The following is a 14,787-nucleotide window of genomic DNA, read 5'->3' as shown; positions in this document are numbered from 1 at the left end:
ACGGTATAGTTACGCTCCATGAGTCTTCCATTGATTACCGCGACCAGCACCCGGACGGCCAGCGGCCCCCGGGCACCTTGGCGTGACTGGGTGGCACTGGGCCTGCTGATGTTCCCCGTCCTGCTCGTGGCCGTGGACAACACCGCCCTGACGTTCGCCCTGCCGGCCATCGCCCGAAGCCTGGCCGCCTCCGGTGTCGAACTGCTCTGGATAATCGATGCCTATCCGCTCGTCCTGGCCGGCCTGCTGGTAGCGATGGGCAGCCTGGGCGACAGGATCGGGCGGCGCAGGCTGCTGTTCGTGGGCAGCGCCGGCTTTGCCACCATTTCTGCCGCGACGGCCTTCGCGCCGAGCGCCGAATGGCTGATCGCGGGCCGCGCCGGGCTTGGCTTCTTCGGCGCCATGCTCATGCCCTCCACGCTGTCGCTGATCCGCAACATCTTTCCGCAGTCCAACCGGCGCCGGCTGGCCGTGGCGATCTGGGCTGCCGGCTTCTCCGGTGGTGCCGCGCTCGGCCCGATTGCCGGCGGATGGCTGGTGGAACACTTCTGGTGGGGCGCCATCCTGCTGGTTGCAGTGCCGATCATCCTGCCCCTGCTGCTGCTCGGGCCGGCGCTGATCCCGGAGTCCCGCGACCCGAAGCCCGGCCGCGTGGACGTGCCCAGCATCGTCCTGTCCCTGCTGGTCATGGTGCCGGTGGTCTACGGGATCAAGGCCCTCGCCACGCACGGGCCGGCACCGGAGGCTTTCGCGGGCATCGGCGTCGGCCTGTTCATGGGTTACGTGTTCGTCCGCCGCCAACGGGCACTTGCCCGCGGCGTTGGCACCGCGCCGATGCTCGATGTGAGCCTGTTTGGCAACCGGATCTTCAGTACGGCCATCGTTGCCAACGTCTTGGCCCTGTTCTCCTTCAACGGCTTCATTTTGTTCCTGGCCCAGCACCTGCAGCTGCTCGAGGGTCAGTCGCCCTCGGCTTCCGGGGTGGCGATGGTTCCGGCGCTCATCGCGACGGTCGTGGCGGGCCTGCTGGTGGTCCCGCTGGTACGGATCGTCCGGCCCGGTTTCGTGGTGGCCGGCGGACTGCTGCTGAGCGCGGCCGGCTATTTCCTGGTGGCCTTCGGGGACCACAGCCACGGGCCCTCACTGCTCCTGGCCGCCCTGATGATTCTTTGCCTGGGGGTGGGCGCCGCGGAGACCATTTCCAACGACCTGATCCTGGGCGCGGCTCCGGCCGAGAAGTCCGGAGCCGCTGCCGCCATCTCCGAGACCGGCTACGAGGTGGGGTCGCTGCTGGGCACCGCGATCCTCGGCTCCATCCTGACGGCCTCGTACCAAGGCAACCTCCGGCTCCCGGCGGGCGTGTCCGAACTCGCCCCGGCCGCGGCCACCAGCCAGGCCGGCGAGACCCTCGCCGGCGCTGTGGAGCTCGCCGGGCTGCTTCCCGCTCCGCTCGGGGAGGCGGTCACGGCGGCCGCACGCACGGCGTTCGACTCGGGTGTCCACGTCACGGCAGCCATCGCGCTGGTCCTGATGTCCGGCGCCTGCGTCCTCGCCGCCCTGGTGCTGCGGACGGTGCCAAAGGCCAAGTAGCGGGCTCAGCCGCCGGCATTAAACAGCCGCGACCGGCGCGGGGAGAAACCCGGTGCCGGCCGCGGCTGTTGCCCAACGCCTGCTGTGTGCGGGAGTCAGCCCTACTTGTTGTCCGGGGTGGTCACGTTGGCGTTGGCGCGCAGGGTTTCGGCGTTGACCATCCACGCGTACTGTTCCAGCTTTGCGATAAAGGCATGCAGAAGGTCGGCCGTGGTGGGGTCTTCCTCGTCCACCTCATCATGGACCTTGCGCATGGTGCCTACGGCCGCTTCGAGGGCCGCGACGATCCGGTCGATCGCGTCCTTGGTGTTGATGAGTCCGGAGGGGAATTCGGCAAGTGCGGTGGTCTTGGCCACCGTGGAACTGCGGCCGTCCGGCAGGGCGTGGATGGCGCGCATGCGCTCAGCCATCTCGTCCGCGAATCCCCGCGCCGCCTCGACGATCTCGTCCAGCTGCAGGTGGAGGTCCCGGAAGTTGGTCCCGACGATGTTCCAGTGCGCCTGCTTGCCCTGCACGTGGAGTTCAATCAGGTCCACTAGGACTGCCTGCAGGTTGCTCGTCAATGTAGGTGTTGCCTTCATACATCCTCCTGAGTAGATCCGGTACCGTGCGGGCCGCGGGCGCCCAAAGCGTGCGCTGCGGCCGTTGGTTCTGACGCTACCCCAGGCCGCGGCCGGGCCGCGATGGTCCAGCAGGGATTTCTCAGTCAGCTTACTAAGTCGGCTTACTACTGCTCGTGCAGCTGCTCAGACGGCTTCGTTGAGCATCGGGCCTTGGGGGAAGAATGCCCGCGTAATGCCGCCGGCGGTGGCCTCGGAGAGCTGCGCGAGGTAGTCGTTCCGGCGCCGGGGAGTGATCCTGGACTGTGGTTCGAAGGGCTGTTCGGGGTCATCAGCGTAGTGGGCGGTGAGGCCGTCGCGCATGAGGCGGATGGCCTCGGACCGCTGCTGGGAGACCGCGGCGTGGGTGGACCCCAGCTCGGCGGCCAAGTCCTTGACGGTACGGTCACCGAAGTAGATCTCCTCGACGACGTAGCGCATCCGTTCCGGAAGGGACTTCACGGCAGCCCGCAGGTACTGGAGCCGCTCGTCCGCGAGCACGGAGTGCTCCGGCGACAGCGTTTCGGCGGCCAGGGTGTCGACGACGGCCTCATCGAGAGGCGTCAGCGTGCGGGAGGCATCGGCCAGCGCGGCCTCCACGACACTCTGCTGAACGCCGAGGGCGGAGGCAATCTCGTCCACGGTGGGGGTACGGCCAAGGGCGGACGCCAGCGTTTCCTGGACCGACATCGTTTCCTTGATCCGTCGACGGGCGGAGCGGGTGGCCCAGTCGCTGGCCCGCATCTCATCCGCGAAGGCGCCAAGGATGCGCCGGCGCGCGAAGGCACCAAAGGGCACTCCGAGGTCCGGATCGAACGAATCGGCAGAGGTGATCAAGGCAATAGCGCCGGCAGAGGCCAAGTCATCGCGAGAAAGATGCGAGGCTTTTGAACACAAATCCGAGACGAGATACCCCACCAGCGGAAGGTGCTGCGTGACCATCTCGTTGCGCTCCACGCGATTCAATTCTGTGTCCCCCCATGAGACCGGATCCGAAGGGCTTTAAACCCTTAAAACGCCGAGAGCCGCACCCGAGAACGGACTGGTACTCCCCCCATTGGAGTCAGCGTTCACTAGCGGGGTGCAGCACCCATGGTGGAAACCTATCACCTGATCCGGAATCTGCGTGTACCCTCAGGGAAAAGCTTGGCTAAAACTGCGGCAACCGCCCCGCGAGCAGAATTCGGGCAGGGGCGGCAATGGAATGGGGCCTATGGGCGCAAGTGATCTCTCGGCGGCACTCTGGCAGGAGCGGCGGCAGCTGGAACTGCTCCTTTTCAGGTTGGAGACGCAGCGGTTGCACGTCGAAGCCGGGAACCTGCAATGGCTGAGCTTCATGGCCGCCGAAATAGAGACCGTGCTGGATCGATTGCGTTTCGAGGCGCTGGCCCGGAGCGTCGAATCGGCGGCAGTCGCTACGGAATGGGGGCTGCCGGCACAGACCACGCTGATCGAACTGATTGCGGCCGCACCTGCCGGAGCATGGCCCGGGATCCTGGGCGAGCATCTGGATGTCCTGCAGGGGCTTCTGGCCCAGCTCGCTGAGGCCGCCCGCGTGAACGAAGAAACGCTGCGGACCTTCCAGCTCGACGAGCGACCCCGTCCGTCCGGCACGGCCGGGCTATTGGATCAGCTGACCACTGCCGGAAACCTGGAGCGGGCCATAGCCGTGGTCCGGCGGACGTCGCAGCCCATGCTGGCGCAGTATCTGGGCGGAGACCAGTTTTCGGGCGGAGACCAGTATCCGGGCGGGGACCAGGAGTGATCCTGTACCTCGTCCTCAGCCCGCGGCGGGAGCCGAGGGCGGCGGCATCAGACCGCGCAGCGCGTCCTCGGCATCCGGGCCGGCCTCTGCCGCCGCGAGGTTAGCCGCCGCGATGGCTTCGATGACTTCCCGGCGCTGGATCGGCACACCCCGGGGCGCTTCGATGCCTATCCGAACACCGTCGCCGCGGCCTTCCAAAACCGTGATGACGATGCCGTCGCCGATCATGATCTGTTCGCCCGGCTTGCGTGTTAGTACCAGCATCCTCTCAATCTACCCTTCGCCGCGCGGCGCATCGGACGAGTCCGGCCGGTTCTGCCATGCCTGAGCAGGACCGGCCGGCCCTGCATCGATCCAGCCCACGGGCAGGCCCAGGCCGTTCACGGTTTCAGGGGACCTGGTCTCCGAGGCGCCGACCACGGCCACAGCGGTCACATTAAGTTGGGCAGCGAGCACGCCGACCCAGCGCTTGGTGTCTTCATGCTTGCGGCCGGCATCGACCACCAACCAAATCTGGTCGGCAGAGAGCGCGGCCACGGACTGCACCCGGGCCAGCGCGTTCCGGGCCTTGCCAAGTCCGAAGGCCACCAGGACGGTGCGCTCCGTCAGCACCGCGTGGGCGCGTGCGGCCGTGGCGCTTTGGCGGCCGTCGACATGCAGGTGGCCGTAGGCGGAGAGGTTGCCGGAAGTCCGCACGTCGGCTCCGCCCGCCGCCATTGACATCGCCAGTGCGGCATCCAGGGGGTCCTCCCCCAGCCCGACCAGAACCACGAGATCGCCGACGCCGCTCAACGGGGCCGGGACGATCCCAGCAGGCGCCGCGGCTGTCCGTAGCGCGTCCGGCGCGGGTGTTGGCTGCGCGTGCTGCACGGGACTTGCGGCGGGACTTGTGGCGGGACTTCCGACGACGGCGGCGGCCCGGCCCGCGGGGCCGGCGGCGGGTTTGGCCGGGGCCCCGAGCCCGGCGCCCAGCTGCTCCAGAAGCTCGGCAAAGTCCGGTGACTCGGTGGACACACCGGCAGCGTCGGACCGGTGCAGGCTCAGTTCAGCGGCGTCTGCCTCTTCCAGCAAGGCGGCAATGGCGGCGCTCTGCAGGTGATGGGACGGTCCGGCGGAGGCAGCCGCCGAAGCTGCTGTGCCGGCGTCGTACGTTCCCTTCCCGGTGGCGTCCACAGCGGCGGGATCGTGGGCGGGGGTGGGTTCGGCGTCGGCCAGGACGTCGGCGTCGGGCACCACCTCGCCCGAGACCACTTCGTGGCTCGGCAGGACCTCGACCATGGCCTCGTAGCGGTCCTGGGCGAAGAGACCGGCGATTCCGGGGCTGATGACGCGTTCGGCGGACACGATCCGGGCGGCCGGGCCGTACTGCTGTTCAGCCTTGCGGCGGATCTCCTCGAGCGTGGCTCCCTTAAGCCGATAGCGGTTCGGCATGGCGCACGACTCCTACGGTTTCGATCCGGACGTTGGCGGAGGTCACCTCGCGGTAGGACAGCACCGGCACCGAGCCCGGCTGCGCGCCCACGAGGCGGTGGATGGCGGGCCGGAGCGCCGGGGCGCACACGAGCACGGCCTGGCGGTTGGCGGCGGCCGCCGCGTCGACGGCGGAGCCCACGGAGCGCAGCACGGCGTCGAGCCGTTCCTGTCCCATGACGATCTGGCTGCCGCCTTCCGCGGGCCGCATGTCCTCGAGCATGTGCTGTTCCAGGACGGGGTCGATCATGATGACGTTGAGCACGGGGCCGTCCATGAACTTGGCCGTGAGGGCCGGGCCGAGTGCCTGCCGGGCGGCCTCGACCAGCGATTCCGGGTCCGTGGAAATTTTGGCACGCAGCGTGAGGGCCTCGTAGATCCGGGCGAGGTCGTTGATGGGCACCTGCTCGTCCAGGAGTCCTTGAAGGACGCGCTGCAGTTCGGCGAGGGAGAGCAGGGCCGGGGTCAGTTCGTCGACGGCGGAAGGGCTTTGTTTGCGCAGGCCCTCGGTCAGGACCCGGACGTCCTCGCGGGAGAGCAGCCGGGCGGCGTTTGCCGAGACGATCGAGGACAGGTGGGTGACGAGGACGGAGACCCGGTCGATCACCGTGGCACCGGTCATTTCGGCGTTGTGGCGCATCTCCCCCGGGATCCACTTCCCGGCCAGTCCGAACACGGGCTCGATCATGGCGGGACCGGGCAGCGAATCCAGGTTGTCGCCCAAGGCGAGCATCTGGCCGCTGGGGGCCGTGCCGCGCCCGGCTTCCACGCCGGCGATCCGGATCGAATACGTGGCGGCCGGCAGGTCCACGCTGTCCCTGGTGCGCACCGGCGGGATGACCAGGCCCAGTTCCATCGCGATCTTGTGCCGGAGGGACCGGACCCGCGCCAGGAGGTCGTCGGAGGCCCCCGAAACCATGTCCACAAGGTCCGGGGCCAGCAGGATCTCCACCGGATGGACGCGCATGTCCTCCAGCAGTTTCTCGTTCGGGTCCATTTCCGGGAAGTTCTGCGCGGTCGCCTCGGCCTGGCGGGCCGTCTCCGCGAGCTGCTGGCTGGCGGCAGTCCGGCGGGAGGCGAGGATCAGGCCCGCCCCGACGAGGATGAAGGGAATCGGCGGCATGCCGGGGATCAGGGCCATGGCGAGGGCCGCGACGCCGGCGATCATCAGGGCGTTGGGTGACTGCAGCAGCTGGGTGGAAGCGGTTCGGCCCATGTCCGACTCGGCGTTGGACCGGGTCACGATCATGCCTGTGGAGACAGCCATGAGCAAGGCCGGAATCTGCGTGACGAGGCCGTCGCCCATGGTCAGCAGGCCGTAGGTATTGAGGGCGTCGCCGATCTCCAGGCCGCGCTGCACCATGCCGATGGCGATGCCGCCGACAAAGTTGATGATGATGATGATGATGCCCGCAATGGCATCGCCCTTGACGAACTTCGAGGCACCGTCCATGGCGCCGTAGAAGTCCGCCTCGGCCGAGACCTCGGCCCGCCGCTCCCTGGCCTGGCTGTCGGTGAGGAGCCCGGCATTGAGGTCGGCGTCGATCGCCATCTGCTTGCCGGGCATGGCATCGAGGGTGAAGCGGGCGCCGACTTCGGCCACGCGCTCGGCGCCCTTGGTGACCACGACGAATTGGATGACGACGAGGATGAGGAACACGACCGCGCCGATGATCATGGAGCCGCCGACCGTTACCTTGCCGAAGGCTTCGATGACCTGCCCGGCGTATCCGTTGCCCAGGACCAGCCGGGTGGAGGCGACGTTCAGCCCCAGCCGGAACAGCGTGGCCACGAGCAGCAGTGAGGGGAACACGGAGAAGTCCAGCGGCTTCTTCACGAACATGCTGGTCAGCAGGACCAGCAGTGCCAGCAGGATGTTGCAGACGATCAGGAAGTCGAGCAGGGGCGCGGGAACGGGCACCACGAGCAGCAGCACGATCCCCACGATGCCGATGGGCACCGCCAGCCGGTTCAGCCTGTTGTTCATGATGCGGTCCTTTCACAGACGCTGAGTCCCAAAGTTTTCCTGCGTGGCGCCGTACGGTGTGTGACGCGTTGTGCCATTCGGTGTCTCATAGGGCGGCCGCCGTGCTGCTCATCCGGTGCATCCCGGTGGAGGCACCGCGGGCCTTGAGCGCCATGACGAACGCGAGGACGCCGGCCACCGCCCGGTAGAAGTCCACCGGGATCTCGTCGCCCAGTTCACAGGCCCCGTGCAGGGCCCTGGTCAACGGGATGTCCTGGACCATGGGCACGTCCTTCTGCTCGGCTTCTTCCCTGATCCTTGCTGCCACATGGCCGGCGCCCTTGGCGACCACGCGGGGCGCGGACTTGCCGGGCTCGTACTTGAGGGCCACCGCCACGTGCGTGGGGTTGACCAGGACGACGTCGGCGTCTCCGATCGCGGCGATCATGCGGTTCCTGCTCATGGACATCTGGCGTGCCCGGCGCTGGGACCGGATGAGCGGATCGCCCTCGCTGCTCTTGTTCTCGTCCTGGACTTCCTTCTTGGACATCCGGGTTTTCTTGCGGTTGCGGCGCATCACCACGAAGAAGTCCGCGGCGGCCAGCACGATCCCGGCGGCGACGGCGAACTGGACCAGGGAGGCAACGCCGCCGGCGGCGGCTGCCGTCACGCCGGCCACGGGCAGCCCTCCCGCGGTCAGCAGCACCGGGATCAGCCCCTGCACGACGACGTAGAGGACCATCCCAACCACGCTGACCTTCAACAGGGCCTTGAGACCGCCCCAGACCGCCTGGGCGCCGAACAGGCGCTTGATCCCGCTGAGCAGGTTGAAGTGTTCGAATTCGAGCCTGAATTTCTTCAGGTGGACGCCACCTTGGACGGCGGAGCCGGCGAGGACGGCCAGGAACACGACGATCAGCAGGGGGCCGGTAATTCCGGCGATGGACGCGAACCCCGCTTCCAGCGCCTGCAGGGCTTTGCCGGGATCCGGCGCGGAGACGATGCCGCGCACACTGAAGAGCTGGTCCGCGGCGGCGTTTGCAGCCCCGTCCACGGTGCTGGGCAGCATGACCGCGGCGGCGCCGACGCCGAGCCAGGCGGTGAGGTCCTGGGACCGGGAGAGCTGGCCCTTGGAACGGACTTCCTTCATCCGCTTGTCGGTGGCTTGCTCGGTCTTTTCCTGTGAATCCGCCATCAGCCCACCCCCAGCACTGCTTTGGCCGCCTGGCCGGCGAGGCTGGAAACAATCCGCGGCAGGGCCAGGAACATGAAACCTGCCAGCATGAGGGTCAGGAGGATCTTGAGCGGGAAGCCCAGCGAGAACGCGTTGAGGGCCGGCGCCACCCGGGTCAGCAGGCCGAGCCCCACATCAGCGAGGAACAGGACCACCAGCAACGGGCCGGCAACCTGCACGGCGGCAAGGAACATGCCGGAGACGGCCGAGATGATGGCCTGGACCGGCTGGGCCAGGTCTATCCCTCCGGCCAGGGGCAGGGCGGCGAAACTGCCGGTGAGGCCGGTGATGACCAACTGGTAGCCGTCGGAAGCGAACAGCAGGGCCAGCGCCGCCATCTGCAGGAGGCGGGTGAATTGTGCACCGTTGACATTCATTTGGGGATCGAAGGCCTGGGCCATCTGGAAACCGCTGAAGAGGTCGATCAGGCTGCCGGCGGACTGGATGGCGGAGAAGACCACCAGGACCAGGAATCCCAGGACCAGCCCGGTGACGAGCTCCAAGACCACCCCGGTGAGGAACCCGGCGGTGTCGCGGGGGGTGTAGCCGCCCACCACCCGCTGCGTCACGGCCAGGCCCAGCCCCAGCCCCAGCATGGCCTTCACGCGCCCTGGAAAGGCCTGGTGCGAGAACGGCGGCGCCACGATCAGGAAGGCGGTCATCCGGACCGTGGCCAGCAGGAGGACTTCCAGCCAGGTCGGGTCGATGGGGATGCCCACCTCACAGGCCTCCGAGCAGGGACGGAATTTTTGCGAAGAGGTCGTTCGTGAACGTCACCATCTCCGAAATCATCCAGTGTCCGCAGACGATCAAGGCGACGGCCACGGCGGCCGCTTTCGGAACGAAGGACAGCGTGGCTTCCTGCAACTGGGTGATGGACTGCAGGAGTGAGATGGCCAGGCCCACCACGAGGGCGGTGACCAGCACCGGGGCGGCGAGTTTCGCGGCCACGATCATGGCCTGGAGGCAGATGTCCAGGACGGCGTTGGCGTTCATCCGGTGCCCGCATAGCTTTGGACCAGCGCGGTGATGATCAGGCCCCAGCCGTCCACGAGGACGAACAGGAGGATCTTGAAGGGCAGCGAGATCATCACCGGCGGCAGCATCATCATGCCCATGGACATCAGGGCCGCGGACACCACGAGGTCGATCACGAGGAACGGGATGAAAATGACGAAGCCGATGATGAACGCCGCGCGCAGTTCAGAGATCATGAACGCCGGGATGAGGGTCTGCAGCGGCACGGCCTCAGGCGTGGCGGGGTTCTCGGCGCCGGCGGCGCGGGACATCAGGGCGATGTCCTCTTCGCGTGTGTGGGCGAGCATGAAGTGCTGCAGCGGACCCGACGCGGCGCTGACCGCCCCGTTGAAGTCCAGCTTTCCGTTGAGGTAGGGCTGGATTCCGAGGGTGTTCATCTCGTTGATGACAGGCCACATCACAAAGATGGAGAGGAACAGTGCCAGCCCCGCCAGCACCTGGTTCGGCGGGATGGACGGCAGGGACAGGGCGTTGCGGGTCATCGCCAGGACCACGAAGATCTTGGTGAAGGACGTCATCATCAGCAGCAGTGAGGGCGCGACCGCCAGGAGCGTGATCCCGATCAGCGTCAGGACAGCGGTGGAGGGTTTGCCGTCCGCACCGTTGATCTGGATGTTGACGTTTCCGCTGTCCGGGTTCGCCGGATCGGTCGGCGCCACCGGTGCTGCCGGGTCGATCGGTGCGGCGTAGGCGGCAGTGGCGTTCAGCCACAGCAGGAGGACGGCGAACAGCACGGCGGCGAGCCCCAGGATGAGGAACCTGAGGGATTTCGTGGCGGCGGGACGCGCGCTGGCCGTACGAGTGGAGGGGGCACCGGTGGAAAGGGCGCTGGCGGAGAGAAGGCGGATCAATTGCGGCGTCCGCTCCTGAGGGCGGCGGCAGCCTGCTTCCATGTGGAACCGGCCAGGATGGACCCGTGCAGCGGCGGGTGGCCGGCAGCGCCGCCCCGGCCGGCGGGGCCCCGGGCGTTGGAGTTCCGGTGCAGCGAGCTGCGGCGCGACGGCGGGAGGTCGCCGTCGGGGGTCCGCGTGCCATCAGTAGGGGCACCGTCGGGGCGCGCCTCAGCGAGGATCCGGGCGAAGTCCCCCAAGCTGCGGCTGATCGCGGGGACCGGCACTTCTTCGGGTTCGGGCGGGATGTCCCCGGTGTGCAGGACGTTGACGGCGTGCTCGGTGACGCCCAGCAGGAAGCGCTGCCCGGCGGCGTCAACCACCACCACGGAGGCTTTCTGTCCGAGGCTCTGCCTGCTGACGATAGTCAGGGCGCGGTCCGCCCGGCGCCGTCCGGTGCCTTTGCCCAGCCGGCGCTGCAGGAACCACATAAGGCCAAGCACCGCGCCCAGGGCCACGACTACCCGCAGCCCGAGGATCAGTGCGTCCATTCAGCTGAGCCCCTCGGCGACGTCGAGGATGCGGGTGATCCGTACTGCGTAGTCCTGGTCCAGGACCACCACTTCGCCGTGCGCGATCAGGCGGCCGTTGAGCAGGACGTCGGCGGGGGCTCCGGCGGAGCGGTCCAGTTCGATGATCTTGCCGGGTTCCAGCGAGAGCACGTCGCGGACCGACATCCGGGTGCGTCCGATCTCCACGGTCAGGGCCATTTCGATGTTGTTGATGCGGCCGAGCCGGCCGGCCACGGTGTCCCCGCCGGCGAACACGTCACCGGCACGGTCCTGGCTGGTGCCGTGTTCGCGGAGCCGGACAGCGAACCAGGCCGCGGCGTTGCTGCCGTCGGAAAGTTCAAAGACCGCGGTGTCGGGATCCGAGAGGAGCCCGGAGACATCGGATTCGCGCAGGTCGGACAGGACGCCGGCGCCGAAGACCGAACTGGCACTTTCCATGGCCGGGCGCAGAACATCGGTCACGGACACGTGTCCCAGCTGGGACCCCGCGCCGGCTGCCTCGTCCAGGAAGGTGCGGTCGCTGAGCATGAGCGCGAGGTCTGCGGTGACGGCGCCCACAAAGGTGGCCGTGACGGCCTGCCGGGCGTAGGCGGCCGCGGCCCGGGCAGGCACCAGGGCCACAACTTTCAGGGCTACCGGGCTCGGCAGTTCCTCGACGAGCCGTTCCGCCGACAATTCGTGCTTGGTCAGGGTGATGGTCATCGTTGGTTCTCCTCGATTGTGACAATGACTGCGGCCGCGCGGGAGCCGTTGCGGGCCGGGGCGGCGGTGGCCAGCCGGGTCCCGTCCAGGGTGAGGTCAAAGGGCCGGTTTTCCAGGTGAGGCAGGGTCAGGACGTCACCGACGGCGAGGCCCAGGACCTGGCTCGGGGTGACGAATGACGTCGAGAGCCGCACCGACAGTTCCACCGGCACCTGCTCCAGCTGGGCGCTGACGCGCGCCGCCGCGTCGCCGCGGGTGTCGGTCGGGTTGACCTTCTTGAGCCGTCCCAGCAGCAGGCCGGCCGGAACGGCCAGGGTGGCGGGGGCGTTGACGTCGCCGACACTCATCGTGAAGGAGGCGACGATCATCAGTTCGCTTGGCGCGGCTGCCTGGGCGAACTGGGAGTTGTACTGGATCGTGTCCACGCGGACGGCTTCGCTGAGCAGCGGACCCAGGGAGTAGCCGAGGTCTTCGAGGGCCTCGTCCATGAGGCCTTTGATCAAGGCCTGCTCGATCTGGGTGAACTTCCGGTCCGGCATTGGCGCATCATTCGAGGCGCCGAGCATGCGGTTGACCCAGCCGAGGGCGGCCGGGCCGGGGAACTGCACCACCAGCTTCGAATCCTGGGTTTCCACGGTGCAGAGGACCATGGCCGTAACGGCCGGCAGCGAGGCGGCGTATTCGTCGTAGCTGAGCATGCTGACGTCTTCGAGGCGCACCACGGACTTGACCCGGACCTTGGCGGTCAGCTGGGTTCCCCACTGGCGTGCGAAGGTTTCGAAGGCGAGCTCCAGCACACGGCTGTGCTCGCGGGCAAGCGTCGCGGGACGGCGGAAGTCATAGACGCTGACGGTCCGCTCCCGTGCCACTTCCCGCTCATCCAGAACACTCACGGTTGCCACTATCGGCAAGTGGTCGCGCGGGGTAAGCAATAAGCCCCTAGCAATACGACGGGCAATAAAGAGCAGGCAATCACGAGCCTATTTCCGGCTCAGCTTCAGGGCTTCCGGAATCAGGGCGCGGACGACGTCGGGCTTGTCCGAAATCACCACGATGTCCACCCGGCGGTTCCGCTCCATGAGCGCCGGCGTGGAGTCATCGTTGACCTGGCGGGCCGATCCGAACGCTACGGCGCCAATGGTCCCGGGGGCAATGCCGCCGTCGTCCACCATGTACCGCAGGACGTTCACGGCACGCGCCGAGGACAACTCCCACGTGGAGGGGTACGCCGTGATGCCATTCGCGGCGTGGCCCTCGACCATGATTTCCATCTTGGCCGGCTTCAGGACCGGCGAGATGATCTGCAGCACCCGGGTAGCCCGGGCCGTGAGCTCGGGCCGGTCCGGTTCGAAAAAAGCCTGCGATCCGACAAGCTTGACCGTCAGGCCGCGCTGGTCGATCTGGAACTCGACGTTCTCGCTGAGCCCGGCGGCCGCCAGCCCGGCCTGCATTTTCGCCTGCAGCGCCTTGAGCCGGTCAACTTCCTTGACGGCCTCGGCCATATTTTCCGGGGACGTGGTTGCGGCGCCCTTGACCGCCGCGAAGGCCTCGAGGTCCTGGTCCACGAGATCCGGCGGCACCACGGTGCCCGACGCCGTGTCCACGGTTTCGGAGGCAACCGCGCCGAAGCCCGTGGCCAGCGAGTTGCGAAGCTTTTCAAACTTGTTGGCGTCCACGCTGGACATGGCGTACAGCACGATGAACATGCACATCAGCACGGTGACCATGTCCATGTAGGACGCCATCCAGCGCTCGTCGACGTGGTGCTGTTCCGGCTTCTTTCGCCCCCGCCGCCTGGAACTCACGCGGCCTGGTCCAGCACGTCGGTTTTGTCCTTGCCGCCGGACTTCTTATCCCCGCCGGAGGCCTTGAGCTGGTGTTCAGGAACCATCGAGCGCAGTCTTTCGGCGAGCAGCAGGGGCTGGGCGCCGGCCTGGACCGCCAGCATGCCTTCCATCAGCAGCGTCATTCGTTCTATGTCCAGCTCCGACAGCCTGGCAAGACGGCCGCTGAACGGAAGCCAGAGGAAGTTGGCGGACAACAGGCCCCAGAGCGTCGCGACAAAGGCTGCCGCAATCATCGGGCCCAGGTGGTCCGGCGTGGAGAGGTTTTCCAAGACGTGGGTCAGGGACACGACGGTGCCGATGATGCCGACGGTTGGGGCATAACCGCCGAGGCTCGCGAAGAATTTGGAGTTGGAGTGGTCGCTGCGGGCCTTGGAGTCAATCTCATCCTCCATCAGCATCCGGAGTTCTTCGGCGTCGGTGCCATCGGCGATATTCTGCAGGGCTCGCGTCAGGAAAGGATCTTTGACACTGGCTGCTTCTTCCTCCAGGGACAACAGGCCCTCGCTGCGGGCCTTTTCCGCGAAGCGGACCACTTGATCGATGCTTTCCTGAGGCTTCGACGTCTTGCCCTGGAACATCTTGGGGAGGGCCTTGAAGGCCTGAATGACGTCCGTGAGGGTGTTGCCTGCGATCCCGACCGCGATGGTGGCGCCGAAGACCAGGATCATGGGTGCCGGCAGCAGGAGCGCGGTGACGCTGCCGCCTTCCATGGTCACCATGGCGATTACGGAGCCAAAGGCGAGGAGCAGTCCGATGACTGTTGCGGGATCCATCGTTACTTTCTGGGTTGTACGGGCGCCGCGGTGCCGGCGCCGTCGGTGTCGTTGGGGTCGTCGTCCGGGTCGTCTGTCCGGACCAGGCTCAGCGGATACCCGGTGATGGCCGGAAAATCCCGGGCCTTACTCAGGATGTACGCCCGGTAGTCGGCGATGAGTTCAACCACTTCCGCGAGGCTTTCCAGCACCACGTAGGCGGCGCCGTCGAGCGTCACCAGGTGCGTGTCCGGGCTCTCGTGGATGCGTTCAATAAGGTCCGGATTGACCGCGAAGCGCGTTCCGTTGAGACGTGTGACGACGATCATGGGCCGATTCTGCTCTGTGAGGGGGAAGAGTGTTCTGCTCCGTACTGTCGGCACCTCCGGCCGGTTCGTTAGGCGCCGCCCCTTCCAGTTGCG

At 67.3% G+C, this 14,787-nt stretch carries 17 protein-coding genes; 2 read left to right on the top strand and 15 right to left on the bottom strand.

Translation table 11 applies throughout. The annotated features are described in order from the left end of the window. Positions 1-18 precede the first annotated feature (18 nt). Positions 19-1,590 (top strand): MFS transporter, encoded by a 1,572-nt coding sequence (locus BM372_RS18465; RefSeq protein WP_090956909.1) that lies wholly within the window; start codon positions 19-21, stop codon positions 1,588-1,590. A gap of 101 nt (positions 1,591-1,691) precedes the next feature. On the opposite strand, the gene BM372_RS18460 is transcribed toward BM372_RS18465, so the two are convergent. Both BM372_RS18460 and BM372_RS18455 read right to left on the bottom strand, forming a co-directional pair. After that, complete coding sequence (locus BM372_RS18460) at positions 1,692-2,171, bottom strand: Dps family protein (RefSeq protein ID WP_090956908.1); 480 nt, start codon at positions 2,169-2,171, stop codon at positions 1,692-1,694. Between the two features lie 165 nt (positions 2,172-2,336). Continuing rightward, complete coding sequence (locus BM372_RS18455) at positions 2,337-3,155, bottom strand: sigma-70 family RNA polymerase sigma factor (RefSeq protein WP_090956907.1); 819 nt, start codon at positions 3,153-3,155, stop codon at positions 2,337-2,339. Between the two features lie 247 nt (positions 3,156-3,402). On the opposite strand from BM372_RS18455, the gene BM372_RS18450 reads away from it, so the two are divergent. Then, positions 3,403-3,954, top strand: a complete 552-nt coding sequence (locus BM372_RS18450; protein WP_090956906.1) for a hypothetical protein — start codon at positions 3,403-3,405, stop codon at positions 3,952-3,954. A gap of 15 nt (positions 3,955-3,969) precedes the next feature. Here BM372_RS18450 and BM372_RS18445 read toward each other — a convergent pair whose 3' ends face one another. The 13 genes from BM372_RS18445 to BM372_RS18385 all read right to left on the bottom strand — a co-directional run bounded on the left by BM372_RS18445 (position 3,970) and on the right by BM372_RS18385 (position 14,694). After that, positions 3,970-4,218 (bottom strand): carbon storage regulator, encoded by a 249-nt coding sequence (locus BM372_RS18445; protein WP_090956905.1) that lies wholly within the window; start codon positions 4,216-4,218, stop codon positions 3,970-3,972. Between the two features lie 9 nt (positions 4,219-4,227). Next, complete coding sequence (locus tag BM372_RS18440) at positions 4,228-5,385, bottom strand: hypothetical protein (protein WP_090956904.1); 1,158 nt, start codon at positions 5,383-5,385, stop codon at positions 4,228-4,230. After that, positions 5,363-7,411, bottom strand: a complete 2,049-nt coding sequence (locus BM372_RS18435; protein ID WP_090956903.1) for a flagellar biosynthesis protein FlhA — start codon at positions 7,409-7,411, stop codon at positions 5,363-5,365. The genes BM372_RS18440 and BM372_RS18435 overlap by 23 nt, the downstream gene beginning before the upstream one ends. A gap of 85 nt (positions 7,412-7,496) precedes the next feature. Beyond that, positions 7,497-8,585, bottom strand: a complete 1,089-nt coding sequence (locus tag BM372_RS18430; RefSeq protein WP_090956902.1) for an EscU/YscU/HrcU family type III secretion system export apparatus switch protein — start codon at positions 8,583-8,585, stop codon at positions 7,497-7,499. Beyond that, positions 8,585-9,343, bottom strand: coding sequence for a flagellar biosynthetic protein FliR (locus BM372_RS18425; protein ID WP_090956901.1), 759 nt, complete (start codon positions 9,341-9,343; stop codon positions 8,585-8,587). Before BM372_RS18425 ends, BM372_RS18430 begins: the two co-directional genes overlap by 1 nt. 1 nt (position 9,344) lies before the next feature. Further along, positions 9,345-9,620: a flagellar biosynthesis protein FliQ gene (gene fliQ / locus BM372_RS18420; protein ID WP_090956900.1), complete on the bottom strand. Its 276-nt coding sequence runs from the start codon at positions 9,618-9,620 to the stop codon at positions 9,345-9,347. Next, a complete protein-coding gene (fliP, locus tag BM372_RS18415; protein ID WP_090956956.1) occupies positions 9,617-10,414 on the bottom strand; it encodes a flagellar type III secretion system pore protein FliP in 798 nt (265 codons plus the stop codon). The genes fliQ and fliP overlap by 4 nt, the downstream gene beginning before the upstream one ends. A 95-nt stretch (positions 10,415-10,509) precedes the next feature. Beyond that, on the bottom strand, positions 10,510-11,043 hold the full coding sequence (fliO, locus tag BM372_RS18410) for a flagellar biosynthetic protein FliO (protein WP_090956899.1): 534 nt from the start codon (positions 11,041-11,043) through the stop codon (positions 10,510-10,512). Then, positions 11,044-11,766 (bottom strand): flagellar motor switch protein FliN, encoded by a 723-nt coding sequence (gene fliN, locus BM372_RS18405; RefSeq protein WP_090956898.1) that lies wholly within the window; start codon positions 11,764-11,766, stop codon positions 11,044-11,046. It lies immediately after the preceding gene. Then, complete coding sequence (locus BM372_RS18400; protein ID WP_256214403.1) at positions 11,763-12,659, bottom strand: flagellar motor switch protein FliM; 897 nt, start codon at positions 12,657-12,659, stop codon at positions 11,763-11,765. The genes fliN and BM372_RS18400 overlap by 4 nt, the downstream gene beginning before the upstream one ends. A gap of 87 nt (positions 12,660-12,746) precedes the next feature. Next, a complete protein-coding gene (locus BM372_RS18395) occupies positions 12,747-13,571 on the bottom strand; it encodes an OmpA/MotB family protein (RefSeq protein ID WP_090956896.1) in 825 nt (274 codons plus the stop codon). Further along, positions 13,568-14,386: a motility protein A gene (locus tag BM372_RS18390; protein WP_090956895.1), complete on the bottom strand. Its 819-nt coding sequence runs from the start codon at positions 14,384-14,386 to the stop codon at positions 13,568-13,570. The genes BM372_RS18395 and BM372_RS18390 overlap by 4 nt, the downstream gene beginning before the upstream one ends. Positions 14,387-14,388: 2 nt before the next feature. Further along, the gene (locus tag BM372_RS18385; RefSeq protein ID WP_090956894.1) at positions 14,389-14,694 is read right to left on the bottom strand and encodes a flagellar FlbD family protein; all 306 of its coding nucleotides are present in this window, start codon (positions 14,692-14,694) and stop codon (positions 14,389-14,391) included. Between the last annotated feature and the right edge of the window lie 93 nt (positions 14,695-14,787).

Origin of the sequence: Arthrobacter sp. ov118, assembly GCF_900116495.1 — a bacterium.
Classification (GTDB): domain Bacteria; phylum Actinomycetota; class Actinomycetes; order Actinomycetales; family Micrococcaceae; genus Arthrobacter.
This window is presented reverse-complemented; position numbering and strand designations above follow the sequence as displayed.